The organism is Zestomonas carbonaria, from assembly GCF_904061905.1.
Classification (GTDB): Bacteria; Pseudomonadota; Gammaproteobacteria; order Pseudomonadales; family Pseudomonadaceae; genus Aquipseudomonas; species Aquipseudomonas carbonaria.
Window position 1 is genome coordinate 1 of sequence record NZ_CAJFCI010000008.1, and the last position, 639, is coordinate 639.

Here is a 639-nt window from a genome sequence, read left to right on the forward strand (position 1 = left end):
TTTCTTCAGGAACAGGTCTTCGTCGGTGCGGTTGCGCAGTGACTCGACCGTGCGGTTCGTGGACAGCAGCCGCAATTCCTTTTCGATCTCGGCGATCCGTGGTTCGGTGAAGTCATCCGACTTGCGCTTGAGCAGGGCGCTGCGTTCGGCATCCAGGGCCTCTACCCCCATGAAATACAAGGGAGCCTGCTGGCTGTTGACCTCGGTACGGATCAGGTTGCCTTGCACTTCACGCGCGGCCTCACCCAGCGCGGAAGGCGTGGTGGGTTTGACGATGTTCAACTGGCGGGCGATCTGGATGGCCTCGTTGAGCTGCTGGATGCGGTTTTCCCGCCGCGCTTTCAGTTGCAGGCGCAGGGCCTTGAGTTCGTCTTGCAGCATCGCGCGCTTGACGCCGTCCTGCTCGAGAAGAGCGGCGATCTGCGATTGCTTCGCCGCTTCATAGCTGGCCCGGCCCGCCGCGATCTGGGTTTCGATCAGGGCAAGGCGGTTCTGGATCACTATTTCCACGTCGTCGGCAATCTTCTGGCGCTCCAGGTCGATGACGTAATCGACGAGGCCGTTCAGGGCTTCGGGGCCTTGCACGCCGGCGGGGTAGCTCATGGCGATGCCGACATAGCGGCCCATGCTGGTGTCCTT

General features: G+C 62.0%; 1 pseudogene. It reads right to left on the reverse strand.

The annotated features are described in order from the left end of the window. Positions 1–627, reverse strand: a pseudogene (locus PSEWESI4_RS00065) (chain-length determining protein); the annotation flags it as partial. Positions 628–639: the final 12 nt, after the last annotated feature.